This is a genomic window from Sphingomonas sp. GlSt437 (assembly GCF_048015635.2).
Taxonomy (GTDB): domain Bacteria; phylum Pseudomonadota; class Alphaproteobacteria; order Sphingomonadales; family Sphingomonadaceae; genus Sphingomonas.
In genome coordinates this window covers 770,052-784,713 of the sequence record NZ_JBPGYA010000001.1, presented here as the reverse complement: position 1 = coordinate 784,713, position 14,662 = coordinate 770,052, and the positions used below count along the sequence as shown (strand labels likewise).

The window sequence follows — 14,662 nt, the reverse complement described above, 5'->3', positions numbered from 1 at the left end:
ATGTTGCGTATCTGCGCAAAGCGGGCGGTGAGCGCCTTGGTTCGCTTGGATCGCATCGGATTGCTTTTTCGCCTATGGCGGCTGCGCGCGACGCGATACTGCGCAATGCCCTGCTGGCATCGACCGCGCTGGTTGGGGTTTCGATCGCCACTCCCGTAGCCGCGCAGACCGTAACACCTGCGGGCGGCTCCGGGACCATCGTCGGCGGCGGTGGGTCGACCACCGATCAGACCGGCTCAGGTGGCGGTCTACGTCGTTACAACCTTCCCTCCGGCGCAAGCGTGACCGTCAACGGGGTTAGCATCCAGCAGACGACAACTGGACCGACCGTTAACGCGCTTTCGATCGAAGTCCCGTCAGGCAGCAATGGATTGGGCGTCACTATAAACGGCACCAACAATATATCCACTACTGTTACCGGTGGCGCGGCGGTTGCGATCAGCAACCCCGGAAATATGGGCGTGAGCTTCACTACCGGTGGATCAACGTTTACGGGTAGCTATGGGTTCAATATCAACAACCCAAACGGATACGTAGCTTTTCACTCTGACAACCTGACCCAGCATTTTGTCGCCAGCGGCAGCGCAGTAACGGGCATCAACATTTCGGCGCAGCTGAATCCTGAAGCCTATCTTGGAAACTCAACCATTTCGGGCTTCGCTACCGGCGTCCATTTGTCGACGACCGATACGCGACAACTTTATGCCTATGTGAAGTCGACTGGCGGATCGATCAGCGCCACGCAGGTTGGTATCGACCTTGCTCCTGCCTCAAATAGCGTCGGCGCTGTCGACTCACAGTCGGCCATAACGGCACCCATCGGCATCCGCGTGACGGGCGGCGCGGGTGCAACCATTACAACCGGCGGTACGGGCACGATCGATGCGATCAGCTCGGGATCCGGCACCGGTATTTTGACGGCGGGTACCGATCAACCAACGACGATCACTGTCGGTGCCGCGATCGGCGGCACAACCGCTTTCCGGACGGGCGTTGACGCTGAGAGCACAGGAACCGGGACAGTCACCGTCACCAACAATGCCGCGATCAACGCATCGGGTGCCGGGATATACGCTGTCAGCGGTGCGGCCAGCGGCAACGCGGTTAACGTCAATGCGAATGTCACCGGCGGCGGCATAGGGTTAGCAGCAATCAACACCGTTGGCCAAGGCTTTACTGTAACCGTTGGCACGGGAGCAACAGTGACCGCGAGCGGCACGAACAGCCGTGCTCTACGAATTCAGGCGGGCGACGGCATCGTTGTCAACCACGGCACCATCACCAATTCGACTGCAAACGCCGGCTCGGCGATCGAGTTCTTGCAGGCGGGCAATGTCACCAACACCGGCACGATCAGCTCAGTAGGGAGCGCGATTGGCATTTACAGCAGCGCCTCGCTAACGCTCGATAATTCAGGCACAATCGCGGCAGGTGCTACAGGAATCTACGTCGGTGGTGGTGCCGCGTCGATCACTAACCGGAGCGGTGGATCCATCACCGGTAACGGAGGAAATAACGGCGCGGTTGCCATTGCCTTGGTCAACTCCGGTAGCACCGCCATCAACACGCTCGATCTTCAGGCAGGATCAACGACCGGAAGCATCTACTCGGTAGCTGGGGGAACGACGAACGTAACGCTCGCCGGTACCTTGACGGGTGCCTATAGCGGCGCCTTTGCAACTGGTGCGGTCAACTGGACGCTCGCCAGCACTGGGTCGATGGGAGCGGCGACCTTTGGGAGTGCAAACGACAGCTTCACCTGGCAGGGTGGTACGATCGGCGGCCTGATCGACGCCGGCGGGGGTACAAATAATTTCTATAGCTCGCTGGGAGCAGGTAACAGCGCAACGCTCGACCTTTCAAACCTGTCGAACTTCCAGCTCTTTACCCATCAGTCCGGCACGGCGACGCTCGCCGGCAATGCGGCCAGCGCGGGGATCGCGCAGATCAACGCCGGCACCGGCAGCCCGGCGGGCATGCTGATCTTCAGCGGAACCACTGGCCTAACCGGTGGCATCAGCGTCAACGGCGCCATCATCCGCGCGACGAGCGCGGGCGCGTTTGGCACCGGCACGATCACTGCGATCGACCCGACCATCCAATATGGCGCGACTGGCACCTACAGCAACAACATCGTTCTGGCTTCGAACGATACGGTCAATGACCCGACGCGCATCCAGGTCGATTCCGGTATCGCCGCGACTCTCACCGGCCAGATCACGCAGAGCGGCGCCACCGCGCAGCCGCTGATCTTTGACGGTCTTGGCACCGCAATTCTCACCAACGGAGCCAATAACTATGCGGGGCTGACGACGATCAGCAACGGTACCGTCGTCGAAAGCAACACAGCGTCGGCGCTCGGCTCAGGAGGCGTTACAATCAATTCCGGCGCGGTACTGCAGTTCGACAACCAGACCGGCGGCGACCTTTACATTAAGGCTGGCACCTATTCGGGCAATGGCACCATTCGCTTTACGGGTACGAGTAACGGCTACGTATCGCTGGGCAATGCCGGTGTGGTAACCTTTACGCTCGGCTCGGGTGGGCTCATCGATATTCAAAGCGGCAACGTCGCCGGCAGCGCATCGGTTCAGGGCTTCTGGACCGGCAACCTCGCCAATCTCAATGTAGCTTCAGGAGCCGTGTTCGATGGCGTTGAGGGCAATATCTACGTCAACGTTCTGACGGGCACGGGCACAATACGCAACGGCTATCACGGCCTCGGCAGCTTGACGATCGGCGTCGACAACGGGTCGGGAACATTTGACGGTACGTTGCAGAACAACAACATTCCGAACAGCACGCTCGTGCTGATCAAGACCGGCACCGGCACCCAGACCCTGACCGGCAACAACACCTATACAGGTAGCACAACCATATCTGGCGGCATGCTGGCCCTTGGCGGCAACGGCACGCTTGGTTCAACCGAGATCACCAACAATGCGGCGTTCGACATTTCGGGCCACACCGGCGGCGTTTCGATCCTCAATCTGCTAGGGACAGGGACGACGACCCTCGGCGGCAATACGCTCACCATCTCTAGCGCGAGCGGCACGTATAGTGGCAGTTTCACCGGGACGGGCGGCCTGGTCAAACAGGGTAGCGGCACGTACGCACTAACTGGCACCAGCAGCTTCTCAGGCGGCACAACGATTCAGGCCGGGACACTGCAAGCCTATGCTGCGTCACTCGGCGCTGGTGACGCGCATATCCTGAGCGGTGCGACGCTTGAGCTCAACCAACCGAGCGCGGGTACTTATGCCGGCAATATCGATGGCGCAGGCTCGATCAACGTCACCTCTATCGGCCGCACCACGCTCAACGGCACCATCTCCACGACGGGCCAGTTGTCGGTCAATGGCAGCAATGCCCTGCTGACAATTGGCGGCACACGCAGCGGCGCGACCAACAGCGCCGTGGCCCTGACCGGCACGAGCGCCGACCTTACCGTCGCCTTGGGTGGCTTGGTCCAAGGCGGCCAATATCTTGGCGTGCGCGCAACGGGCACGAACGCAACAATCAACAATCTCGGCTCGATCTCCAATACCGGGACGGGCGGTGACGGCACGATCGGTGCGGCAATCGGCGTTTATACGTCATCGGGTACAACCGTTATCAACAACGGCAGCCCCTCTAACGCGGCAGCGACTATCAGCGGCCAGAATGCGGGCATCAACCACGTCTTGCGTGCGGCAAGCTTGCTGACCATCAACAATTACGGCTTGATCAAGGGCAATGTATATACTGGGATCGAGAACCAGAACGGCTCAGGCGCGCTGACGGTCAACAACTTTGCGACCGGATCGATTGTCGCGCGGTATAACGGCATATCGGGCTATGGCAGCTTCACCATCACCAATAGCGGCCAAATCCATTCAACTGACGGCTTGGGCTACGGCATCGGCAATACCGGTACGCTTACGCTGACCAACAATGGCGGCGGAATCGTTGCTGGCTACGCACGCGGCATTTCGGCCACAACCGGCACGATCACCAACAGCGGCACGATAGGCGCAGGCAGTATTTCGAACGGCGCTTTTGTTCAGGGGTCGACCAGCGCGGCCTACCAGGGCGTTGGAGTTTACCTTAGCAACGGCGGCACCGTCATTAACAATAGCGGCGGTCAGATTTTCGGTAGCAGCAACGGAACATATGGGCCGACATCCCTCCAAGAGGCCATCGAAGCCGATTACGGCCTGCTCACTGTTACAAACAGCGGTTTGATTTCCGGCGGCGTATGGGGGATTTCAACCTATCAAGCTGCCGTGAACATCACGAACAATGTTGGCGGCACGATCAGCGGCACCGGCACCGTCAGCGATGCGGTCGAGTTTGCGGGCGCCAACAGCGTCGTCAATAACTACGGCACGTTGACCGGTGGTGAATCCGGCATCTACGGCTTCGGCGCCGGTGCCAGCGCGACGATCACCAACACGGGGCTAATCCGCGAAGTTTTTGTGCCAGGTTCCAGCGTCGGCTCGGCCACCAGCGCAATTTATTCAGAAGGCGCCGGCACTAGCATCACCAACAGCGGCACGATCGACACCATGGTAAGCGGCGGTCGCGGCATCACTCTCTCCGGTGGTAGCGGCTTGATCACCAACCAGTCGGGTGGCACTATCTCGGGCTTTGGTGGCGGCGCGGGCATTCTGCTAAGCGGCGCGACATACACCGTTGCGCTGAACGCAGGTTCGACCGTCAATGGCGGCATCGATGCATCGGGCACGACCGGCACCAACGGTTATACCCTGGCCGGCACGCTCAACGGAAATTTCGTCGGCGGCAGTGGCAATGATACGGTGACATTGCTTACCGGATCGACGCTGAACGGCACGCTGAACGGCGGCGGCGGCACCAACGCGCTGGTGCTTGACGGTAGCGGCGACGGCACGCTTGCCAACGGCGCCGCCGGCACCTTCACGATGACGGGGTCGGCCAACCTGGGCACGGTGACCAAGACCGGCACGGGCATCTGGACGCTGACGGGTGACGCGACCGGCAACGGCATCTCGCAGATCAATGCAGGCACGGGGTCGCCAGCGGGCACCTTGGTATTCAACGCGACGAGCAACCTCGCGGCGGCGATTAACGTCAACGGTGCCACCATTCGAGCGACCAGCGCCGGCGCCTTCGGGACGGGGACGATCACCGCGATCGATCCTACAATCCAATATGGCGCGACCGGTAGCTACGCTAACAACATTGTCCTTGCGTCTACGGATACCGTCAACGACTCGACGCATATCAAGGTCGATGCCGGGGTTGTTGCTACCTTGACTGGCCAGATTTCGGAAAGCGGCAGTGCGCAGCCTTTGGTGTTTGACGGGGCGGGCACGGCCGTCCTGGCCGGTGTTAATAGCTATACGGGCACAACGACTGTCAACGCCGGCACGCTCGCTTTGTCGGGTGGTCAGGCGATTGCCGACTCCAATGCAGTGGTCGTCAACAGTGGCGGCACGCTGGCGCTGCTCAACAGCGAGACGATCGGCAACCTGTCAGGCAGTGGCGCGGTTTCACTCGGGGCGAACACCCTTACGCTGGGCGGCGACAACAGCAGCGCAACCTTCGCCGGATCCGCGACGGGCAGCGGCGGTATCACCAAACTCGGCTCGGGCGTATTCACGCTGGCTGGCAGCAACAGCTATACCGGGGCGACGACGGTCAGCGGCGGCACGCTGCGGCTCGGTGCCAGCGATCGACTGGCGGACAACTCATCGGTGATTGTCGGCACTGGCGCGATGTTCGATCTGCTGAGCTACAGCGACACCGTGGGAATCCTAGCGCTCGCGGGCACGCTGTCGGGCACGGGTACGCTGACGGCGGGCGAATACGACCTGAATGGCGCGACCGTTAATGCCAATCTGGGCACCGGCAATCTGTTCCAGCTGGGCGGCACATCGACGCTGAACGGCACGGCGGCTGCGGCCAATGTGATGGTCAACGGCGGCTCGCTTGCTCTGGGCGCGAGCGATCGCCTCGCCAATACCGCCACGGTCGTGGTCGGTGCCAATGCGACACTCAACCTCGGCGCGAACAGCAACACGGTTGGGCTGTTCGCCCTCAACAACGGTACGCTGGCAGGCACGGGCACGCTGACCGCCGCGCAATATCAGCTGACCGGTGCGACGGTGAACGCCAATCTCGGTGCAGGGACGCTGTTTCAACTGGGCGGCACGTCGGTCGTGAATGGCACCTCGGCGGCGGCGTTGGTCAGCGTCAATGCCGGTACGCTCACGCTCGGCGCGTCGAACCGCTTGAGTTCGACGGCGACGGTTCAGGTCGCCAATGGGGCGACCTTCAACCTTGCCAGCCAAAGCCAGGCAATCGGTGCGCTGTGGGGTAACGGCACCGTCGCGCTCGGCAGCGGTAGGTTGACCGTTGGTGGCAGCACCGACTTTGGCTTTGCCGGCAACGTGACTGGCAGCGGAGCGATCGACAAGGTCGGCACGGGCACCTTCACGCTCGCGAGTAACCTGGCGATGACCGGGCTGCTCAATCTCAACGCCGGAACGACGCTGTTTGCGGGATCGACCGCCGGGTCGGTCTATGTTCAGGGCGGCACGCTGATCGGCGCAGCCAGCATCGCGGGCAGCCTCAACATCAGTTCGGGCACCGTTTCGCCCGGCATTTCGACCCAGCCAATCGCCGGGTTCAGCGCCGGCAGCCTGAATGTATCGGGCGGTACGTTGGCGTTCGATCTCGCCGGCTCGGCGGGCAATTTCGCCGCCGATCGTATCGCAGTTAGTGGCGCTACCATGCTCACCGGTGGCACCGTGGTGGCTCGCGGCATCGAGCCCAGCGCCAATTACAAGGTGATGCAGAACTATCTGCTCATCAGCAGCGGATCGCTGACCGGCACCTTCGCCAACGGCAGCAGCTTCACGCAGATATTAAACAATCCGGACCTGCAATGGCGCTTGCGCTATGATCTTATGCCCAACAGCGTTGTCCTGGAACTGCGTCGCCAGATCGACATGCTGAGCGGCCTGGGCAGCGGCGCCACCGGCAACCAATATATGGTAGGCGGGGCGTTCAACGGCGGCGCGTTCACAGCTTCGGATAATTGGGCGTCGATCCTGAACGGGCTTGCCAGCCAGGCTCCCGACCAGCGCGCCGCGACGTTCGACAGCGTATCGGGCGAATCGATCAGCGACATCACCTCGTCTATCTCGATCGCGGCGCAGGATTTCAGTGACCTGCTCCGCAGCCGCCTCGCCTTTGGCGTTGGCGCAAGCCAAGATGCCCAGATTGCCGGAAGTGCCAGGGCGAATAGCCTGCCCGCAATCGGCGCGGGCACCGGTTTCGGTGCCGCGGGGTTGACGCGTCCGCGCAGCAACGGCGCCACCGCGTGGCTCCAGGGCCTTGGCGAGAACGGCTTCATCTCGGGGCTGCCGGGCCAGGCCAAGGTCGCAACCTATGCGGCGGGCATCGCCGGAGGCATCGAGCTCAATCGCGGCGATTGGAGCATCGGCGGCGCTTTTGCGGTGAGTGACGTTGAATCCAAGGTTCAGGATCGCTCGTCGCGCAATCATGGCACGCTCTACCAAGGCGGCGGTTATCTCGCGTTCGACAATGGCCGCTTCTATGCGAGCGGAATCGGCAGCTATTTCAGCGGCGATATCTTCAGCAGCCGTCGCGTGAGCTTTGGCGGAATGGCCATCGGCGCGGCAACCGCGACGCCGAAGACAAGCGGCTATTCGGCGGCCGGCCAGTTCGGCTATCGCGTTTCGCTCGGCAACGCCGTGGTGTTCACGCCGCAAGCCAGCTTCACCGCGACGCATGTCACCCGCAATGCGTTTACGGAAACCGGCATCGGCGGCTTGTCGCTCCAGGCAGCGCGGGAGACGCGGACCATCTACGCCGCGACCGGCGAGGGCCGGCTCTCCAAGGCGTTCAATGCGCTCGGCGGGCAAGTCGTCCCCTATATCGGCGGCGGCGTGACCTATAAGTTCGGCGATCTCGATACCAAGAGCGCGCTGGCGTTCACTGGGGCGCCAACCGGCACCGGCACCTACACGATCAACGGCGCGCGGCTCGCTCCCGTCGCCGGGCTAGTGAATGTCGGGCTCGACGCGCGACCCAACGACCATGTGTCGCTTGGGCTGGGCTTTGAAACGACGCTCGCCAAGCGCCAACAGGAGGAGCGCATTACGGCTGCGATCCGCTTGCGGTTCTGATTACGGACCGCAGACAGCCTGTGCTGTCTGCGGCTCCGACCATCCCAGTTGCAGTATAAGGGGGTCGAGCGGCTGCTGTTAGGGCGCCTTGCTGCCAACAAGTTATTTGCCTTCGCCAGCGGCGCTAGTGCCCCAATTCCGCATGCTTAGGCTCGCAATGCGGGCTCCGGATTACGGGCATTCGTCAGGCGCGATCTTTCCCGATTTTCCGTCTCCCGCAGGCCATTTCAGGAGAGAACAATCGGGAACAGATTTGGAAACGCAGGTGACCGGCCCGATCATCGGCGCGATCGGCCAAGCGACTTTCCCGCTGTAGCTTCCTTCTCGGAAATGATGCCAGCCGTTCGCCGCGCCATGGATATATCTTGCATGTGTTATAATATTCTGACATATGACAGCCATGAAAGGCGAGTTAGCCACCGGTGATGATCTGTTGCGGGCGCTGATTGCGCTGGCAAACCCGCATCGACTACGCATCGTTGCTACGTTGATTGACGGTAAACGCCCTCACGTCAGTGAGTTGGCGAGGCTTGTCGGCATAAGTCGGCCACTCCTGTACCTGCACCTGGAAAAGCTTGAAGCTGCCGGACTTGTCTGCAGCGAACTCAGTCTATCCCAAGACGGAAAGGCCATGAGGCAGTACGAAATTGTGCCGTTCCAATTACCTTTGTCGCCCGAGTTGATCGCGCGACTTGTCGCAACTCTCACAGACGCGAAGGAGATGAAGAGATGAGTCCCGGCATATATATGCTGACGATACTGGTTCTTCCGGTAACAGCAGTGATCGTATTCGCGATGAAGTACGCCTCGTCCTACGCAGCGGCGCGGGCGAAGATCACGGAACAATCCAATTTGAGGGCACTGATAGCGGGTAACGCCAATCAGCTTTCCCAGATCAGCATCGCTCTGAAGACCATCGAGGACACACAAGAGCGTCAGTCCCAGACGCTGGCGAGCATCTATGCCATGCTGCGAGAAGTCGGATAATGGAGCACGAAGGTCCCTTGGTGTCGCCGCTGCGGCTTAACATGCTCCGTGCTTATTACGCGCTAATGGCCTCGGGTTCTTTTACGGTATTCTGGCCCGACCTGGTATCGCACTCGCCGGCGTGGGGTGTTGAAAACGGCGCGCAATACGCCCTGCTGGGTGCGTTGGCACCGATGGCCCTCTTTGGCGTCCCTCATCCGCTGAGGCTTCTGCCGCTCGTAATCTACGAATTCCTGTGGAAGGCGTTGTGGTTCATTTTTGTCGCAGGACCGCTCTATTCGGCCGGCCAGATGACCGAAGGCGTATGGAGTAACGTGGTCGCCTGTTCGATGGCGATTGTACTGACGCCGATCGTCATGCCTTGGGGCTATTTCTGGCGCGCCTATATAGCAGCGCCTGCGGAGCCGTGGCGGAGGGCAACGGCCAAGCCTCAATGAATGTGGGGCATGCCTTGCTATCCACGCGCTCGATGAATTTTTTTCGATTTCCGGGATTGTGAGGAGCCGGGGGCGATCCCAAAATCCGACCGTTTTCGGGAAAGGCGGCGCCTCCACAATGTCTTCTGCGGCGTCCCGCCTTACTAAAAGCCGCCGTTCCGCTCTCCACCTCATTCCAGCCGTCGCCCGGCTACCGGCGGAAGGGCTGCTTTCAGGATTGTCCGCGCGTCCGCGGTATGACCGATTGTGGGGCGCATTGCCGACGCAACATTCGCGCAAGCATTGCGTGACAAATCTCGCCCAAACCCAGAGACTGAGTGGCGAAGCAGCTGATACCGAGAGCGGGTCGTGGGAGGGTTAAAAGAAGTAAGGCAAGCGAATTCCACCTTCCCGCTGCCACCATATTGTCCGCGTGACTCAAACCAACAGGCTTCCGGCAACCAGGTGCAGTCCAACCTGTCAACGTAACTTGCGCAGGCGCAACCGTATTCGCGAGCTCGTTCATGAAGACGGGTGATCCGAATGCCACCAAATGCCTGTTTCCTCCGGGTCCACGGCCCCCAACTGCCCGGTAAAGCGATATCCATCCTGCCGAACACCTTGGAAAAGCCCTCCGCCACGAGGGTCATTTTCGACCAGTTTCCCGCGCAATCGGCTGATTGCAACGTCAACCGCGCGACTGCTTCGAGGCGATCCACCCGTCGCAAGAAATTGCTCGAGAAATTCGCGCGTTAGGACACGTCCCTGACCTTCCAAGAAGCGCCACAGCAAGCGACGCTCCGTCGGTGATAATTCGGGGCTCTGGCCGGAAGGGGCTGAAACGCGCTTGTCAACGAAATGCGCTTAGACGGTGATCTTCGCGGCGCGGGACTTGGCTGCGATCCGGTCGATCAATACCGCCTCCATGCCGTTGAAACAGCCTGATCCCGTTGACCGCGGAAATGAACCGGTGGCGATCGGCGCGAACCTCGGTTTGCGCTGGCGACGGACCGGCGGCTTGTGCGCGGTTAGTCCAATTCGGTCCGCGCAAGCTGCGGGAACACCGCGCCGACCTTGCGGAACAGATAGTCGCCATAGCTGCCATCGAACTGACCGGGGTCGATCCCGTCCCAGCGGCGCACTGAGCGCACGTCTGCGGGGTCGGGCGCGATCAGCGGCTCGATGCGGGCGTCATAGGCGGGATCGAAGAATAACGGCCACGAGATGCGCTCGACATCGCCTGCATTGACCACGCGATGCGGGGTGGAACGCCACCGCCCGCCGGTCAGCCGGTCGAGCATGTCGCCGATATTGACGACCAGCAGCCCCTCGCGCGGCGGGACCGCCAGCCAGTCATCGCCGATCCGCACTTCCAGCCCGCCATGCCGATCCTGCGCGAGCAGCGTCAGCAGGCCGTAATCGGTGTGCTCGCCCACTCCGTCGCCGCCCGTCCAGCCGGGCGGATAGCGGAACAGGCGGAACAGCAGTGTCGGCCTGGCGGTGTAGCGGCGCGCAATTTCATCGCCCGGCAAGCCCAGTGCTAGCGAGGCGCCACGGGTCAGCGCATGCGCCGCGCGCGTTACCGCTGCCAGCCAGCGCTCGACCACCGGGCGCAGCTCGGGCAGGGCGGCCGGCCAAAGATTGGCGCCGTGCAGCGGCCAGCGCGCCGCGACGCGCGGATCGTCTGGCCCCAGTTCCTCGCCGAGATACAGCCCTTCCTTGCCGTCCGGCCGGCCCGAGGTCAGCTCGCCGCCGAGTGGGAACCAGCCGCGCCACGCGCGTCCGCCCCGCGCCATTGCGATCGCCGCTTTGTCGGCCTCGGGCAGCGCGAAGAAGCGCCGCGCGACCTGCTCGACATCGTCGAACAGCGCGAGCGGGATGCCGTGACCGGCGAGATAGAAAAAGCCGGTGTCGCGCGCCGCGCGGTCGATCGCGGCGGCGGTTGCCGCATCATCTTCGCCGGCGAGCAGCCGCGACAGGTCGATTACCGGCAGCGTGTCGGTCATGCTGGCCGCCGGGACGCGCCGGGACGCCGCCGCATCAGAAATTTTCCACCCATGGTCGAAGCTCGATCTCCCAGCTCCACGCGCTACGCGGCTGGCGCAGCACGTCGAGATAGCTTTGCGCGATCGCGTCGGGGTCGAGCGTCGCGTCGGGGCGGCCGGCGAGGTCGGGCCGCGTCGCGCTGCGCACCCCGCCATCGATCACGAAATGCGCGACATGGATGCCCTTTGGTGCCAGCTCGCGCGCCGCGCTCTGCGCCAGACCGCGCAACCCGAACTTGCCGATTGCAAACGCCGAGGATTGGGCAAAGCCTTTCACGCTCGCCGTGGCGCCGGTCAGCAGGATCGCGCCGCGGCCGAGCGGCAGCAGCCGCTTCGCCGCCTGCTGAACCACCAGGAACCCGCCCCAGGCGGATATCTCGATCGCGCGGCGCACCTCTTCCGGGTCAAGCTCGACAATGGGCCCGCGGACCCGGCCGCTGGCATTGTAGAGCACCATATCGGGCACACCGATCGCGGCCTCGACTTGCTCAAACAACCGAGCGACCGCTGCGGGATCGGTAGCATCGGCGGTGAACGCCAGCGCGCGGGTCTCGTCAGCGAGCGCTGCCAGTTTGCCGGTGTTTCGCGCGGCGACCGCCACTTTCACGCCGTCCGCCGCCAGCGCGCGGGCGACCGAGGCGCTGATGCCCGGCCCGGTCCCAACGATCAGCGCAGTGCGATACGGAACGGACGTGGAGCGCGCTTCCTCGACCATATCTACCTTACTCCATCTGTTGAAAATCGGCGCACTGGACTCGGCTTCCCGGCCATCCCCGACACAAAAACCGCAAAGGGTCGGCCCGGCTAGGTGCTGGCTCACGCATCCGTGGTTCCTCGCCCGAATGGTCTACTGGCGGCAACTCAGTGTCGGTCTCGATCGCGACCAGCTCCTGCATGGTCGTCAGGCGCCCCTTGCCGTTACAAACCAGCACTTGCAGCGTACGATAGCTCAGGTGCCCCGAAGCGCCACGGGCGCGGCCATTGGCGAGGCCCTGCGTCACGCGACGGCGGTCTCGATACGGCGGATCGACGGCGGCGACAGCTCCACCAGACTGTCCGGCGGGACGTCGCCGCGCAGCCATATATTGCCACCGATCCGCGAGCGCGCACCGATCGTCACCGGCCCGAGGATGACCGCACCCGCAAAGATCACCACATCATCCTCGATCGTCGGGTGTCGCCGCCCGCGCAGGGCATCGTCGGAATGCGCCGTGCCCGGTGCATTCGGCTCGCCGCCCAGCGTAACGCCCTGGAACAGCCGCACGCGGTCGCCGATCCGGGCCGTCTCGCCGATGACGATGCCGGTGCCATGATCGATGAAAAAACTGCGCCCGATCTCGGCCCCGGGGTGAATGTCGATCCCTGTCTCGGAATGGGCAATCTCGGTGATGATCCGCGCGACCAGCGGCGCGCCGAGCAGATAGAGGAGGTGCGCGACGCGGTAGTGAATGATCGCGGTCAGCGATGGGTAGGAGATCAGGACTTCATCCACGCTTCGCGCGGCGGGATCGTTTTCGTAGCTGGCGTCGACATCCGCATCGAGCAATCGCCGGAGATTGGGCAGGGCGGCCGCGAAGGCACCAATGATCCGCTCTGCCTCGAAGCCCTCGGCCGCCGGTTCGATGCCGGGGTGGGAAATCCGCAGTTCGAGGCCGATCTGCGCCGCCAGTTGCGACAGGACAGACTCGAGCGTCCGTTCGACCCAGACATTTTCGTTGCCGGCCGTCACTTCGGGCAGGTTCGATCGCAACGGGAACAGCGTCGCCGCCAGTTCGCGGACAATCCGCCTGAGCGCGATGCGTGACGGAAACTTGCTGCCGTGTTCGGTATGCCGGGCATGGCTTTCCCGCCAGTCGGCGCGTGCCGCCTCCAGCGCATCCACCACGAGGCCGAGCTCATGCGGAAAGGCGATCGCCTTCGCCTCCAGTTGATCGGCCATTCGATCGCTCCGTCAGCACCGCGCCTTCGTCGGCGTCGTCACTCTATCGCTGGCGACGATGGATACGCTGCACAATTGCCACGCGGCGACAAAGTTTTCCTATTAGATGGATGGGAATTGGAAATTGTATATATCTGGCAGAACGCGAGCTTCGGGTCATGGCGCCCGCAGCGCCTTGACGATTTGCCGCACCGAAAAATTGGTCGTCAGCGCGAAGATACGGACAATCGGAAAGGCCGACCTATGTCTGTTGCGACCAATCTCAAAAGCGATCCTTGGGCGACAAGCGCCGTTGAGGGGACATTGCAGTTCGCCGAGCGTAGTACCGAAAAACCCTATGCCCATGTCGGGCCGCCGCCAGAGGGCGTCGAACCGATCCGTAGCGACATTCGATCGCTAACGGTGCGAGTCGAGAACGCGCGCCCTTTCGCGGACCAGCTGAACCTGGATGTCGAGGGCGTCGCGCTGGTACGGCGCCCGACGGCCGTCCGGGACTATTGGGACGAAGCGCAGACGCTTGCCCTGGGTCACCCTGAGGCGGCGGCTTTGGTGAGAGAGGTCACCGGCGCATCGCGCGTGGTGGTGTTCGATCACACCCTTCGCCGCCGAAGCGAGGGCGCGGCCGATCGAACCACCGGCATACCCCGACAGCCCGCCACGCGCGTCCATGTCGACCAGACGGTCTGGTCAGGCCCTAAACGGGTCCGCGAGATAATGGGTGAGGACTTCCAGCGTTTCGGCAAGCGAGCGGCGATCATCAACGTGTGGCGGCCGATCGCGCATCCGGCACGCGACTGGCCACTGGTGGTCGGCGACGCACGCAGCATCGACGCCGACGACCTGATCGCCAGCGACCTGATCTTCCCCAATCGGCGTGGTGAGATATATCTACTTGCTCATAATCCGCGGCAGCGCTGGCTTTATGTGCCCGATCTGACGCCCGACGAGGCCTTGCTGATCAAATGCTGGGATTCCGACCCCGACGTTGCACGCTTCGCGCCTCACAGCGCTTTTGAGGACGCAACCACGCCGCCCGGAACGCCGCCGCGGCAAAGTATCGAGTTTAGAACGATTGCCTTTTTCGACTGACATCGTCTT

The 14,662-nt window shown here is 62.6% G+C and carries 8 protein-coding genes and 1 pseudogene; 5 read left to right on the top strand and 4 right to left on the bottom strand.

All coding sequences use genetic code 11. The features are described from left to right. The first annotated feature begins 74 nt into the window (after positions 1-74). The 4 genes from ACLB0R_RS04040 to ACLB0R_RS04025 all read left to right on the top strand — a co-directional run bounded on the left by ACLB0R_RS04040 (position 75) and on the right by ACLB0R_RS04025 (position 9,601). Positions 75-8,177: an autotransporter-associated beta strand repeat-containing protein gene (locus ACLB0R_RS04040; protein WP_434953715.1), complete on the top strand. Its 8,103-nt coding sequence runs from the start codon at positions 75-77 to the stop codon at positions 8,175-8,177. A 391-nt stretch (positions 8,178-8,568) separates the two neighbouring features. Next, positions 8,569-8,910, top strand: a complete 342-nt coding sequence (locus ACLB0R_RS04035) for an ArsR/SmtB family transcription factor (RefSeq protein ID WP_416642061.1) — start codon at positions 8,569-8,571, stop codon at positions 8,908-8,910. Positions 8,911-8,924: 14 nt separating this feature from the next. After that, on the top strand, positions 8,925-9,164 hold the full coding sequence (locus ACLB0R_RS04030; protein WP_416642060.1) for a hypothetical protein: 240 nt from the start codon (positions 8,925-8,927) through the stop codon (positions 9,162-9,164). Further along, positions 9,164-9,601, top strand: a complete 438-nt coding sequence (locus tag ACLB0R_RS04025; protein WP_416642059.1) for a hypothetical protein — start codon at positions 9,164-9,166, stop codon at positions 9,599-9,601. Before ACLB0R_RS04030 ends, ACLB0R_RS04025 begins: the two co-directional genes overlap by 1 nt. Before the next feature lie 501 nt (positions 9,602-10,102). On the opposite strand, the pseudogene ACLB0R_RS04020 reads toward ACLB0R_RS04025, so the two are convergent. The 4 genes and pseudogenes from ACLB0R_RS04020 to epsC all read right to left on the bottom strand — a co-directional run. Next, positions 10,103-10,396 (bottom strand): annotated as a pseudogene (locus tag ACLB0R_RS04020) (winged helix-turn-helix domain-containing protein); the annotation flags it as partial. Positions 10,397-10,608: 212 nt separating this feature from the next. Continuing rightward, entirely contained in the window at positions 10,609-11,586 is a 978-nt protein-coding gene (locus ACLB0R_RS04015) for an isopenicillin N synthase family dioxygenase (protein WP_416642058.1), read from the bottom strand. 34 nt (positions 11,587-11,620) lie between these two features. Beyond that, positions 11,621-12,340: an SDR family NAD(P)-dependent oxidoreductase gene (locus ACLB0R_RS04010; RefSeq protein ID WP_416642057.1), complete on the bottom strand. Its 720-nt coding sequence runs from the start codon at positions 12,338-12,340 to the stop codon at positions 11,621-11,623. A 282-nt stretch (positions 12,341-12,622) separates the two neighbouring features. Then, positions 12,623-13,564, bottom strand: a complete 942-nt coding sequence (gene epsC / locus ACLB0R_RS04005) for a serine O-acetyltransferase EpsC (RefSeq protein ID WP_416642056.1) — start codon at positions 13,562-13,564, stop codon at positions 12,623-12,625. Here epsC and ACLB0R_RS04000 point away from each other — a divergent pair. Then, on the top strand, positions 13,553-14,653 hold the full coding sequence (locus ACLB0R_RS04000) for a CmcJ/NvfI family oxidoreductase (protein WP_434953714.1): 1,101 nt from the start codon (positions 13,553-13,555) through the stop codon (positions 14,651-14,653). The genes epsC and ACLB0R_RS04000 overlap by 12 nt on opposite strands. Positions 14,654-14,662 lie beyond the last annotated feature (9 nt).